We start from the raw sequence: 473 nt of genomic DNA, 5'->3' as shown, positions 1-473 counted from the left end.
AAGTGGATGAAGTCAGAAAGCAAGGAAGTATCGTCAGCTCAAACACGTCCGGCATTTTCATCGAAGCGATGGCCGAAGGACGCTCGGACGATTTTAAAAAGCACTTTTTAGGCACGCACTTTTTCAATCCACCGCGCTATTTAAAATTATTAGAAGTCATTCCGACAAAGCACACTGATCCAGCTGTTGTTACGTTTATGAAACAATTTGGTGAAAACGTGCTCGGTAAAGGGGTTGTGCTTGCGAAAGATACGCCAAACTTTATCGCCAATCGCATCGGTACGTACGGTTTGCTTGTGACGGTACGTGAAATGATGAAAGGCGGTTATAGTGTTGGCGAAGTCGATTCTGTGACAGGGCCATTAATCGGTCGTCCGAAAAGTGCAACGTTCCGCACGCTCGATGTCGTCGGTTTAGACACGTTTATTCATGTGGCCAACAACGTATTCGAAAAAGTAGAAGGTGAGGAAAAA

Annotated in this window: 1 protein-coding gene; it reads left to right on the top strand. The window is 45.2% G+C overall.

The window, feature by feature from the left end; translation table 11 throughout:
- The coding region (locus FOI68_RS22845; RefSeq protein ID WP_143864423.1) for a 3-hydroxyacyl-CoA dehydrogenase family protein at positions 1-473 on the top strand (473 nt) is incomplete at both ends.

It is taken from the genome of Brevibacillus sp. LEMMJ03, assembly GCF_007197875.1.
In the GTDB taxonomy this organism is placed as follows: Bacteria; Bacillota; Bacilli; order Brevibacillales; family Brevibacillaceae; genus Brevibacillus; species Brevibacillus thermoruber.
This window is presented reverse-complemented; position numbering and strand designations above follow the sequence as displayed.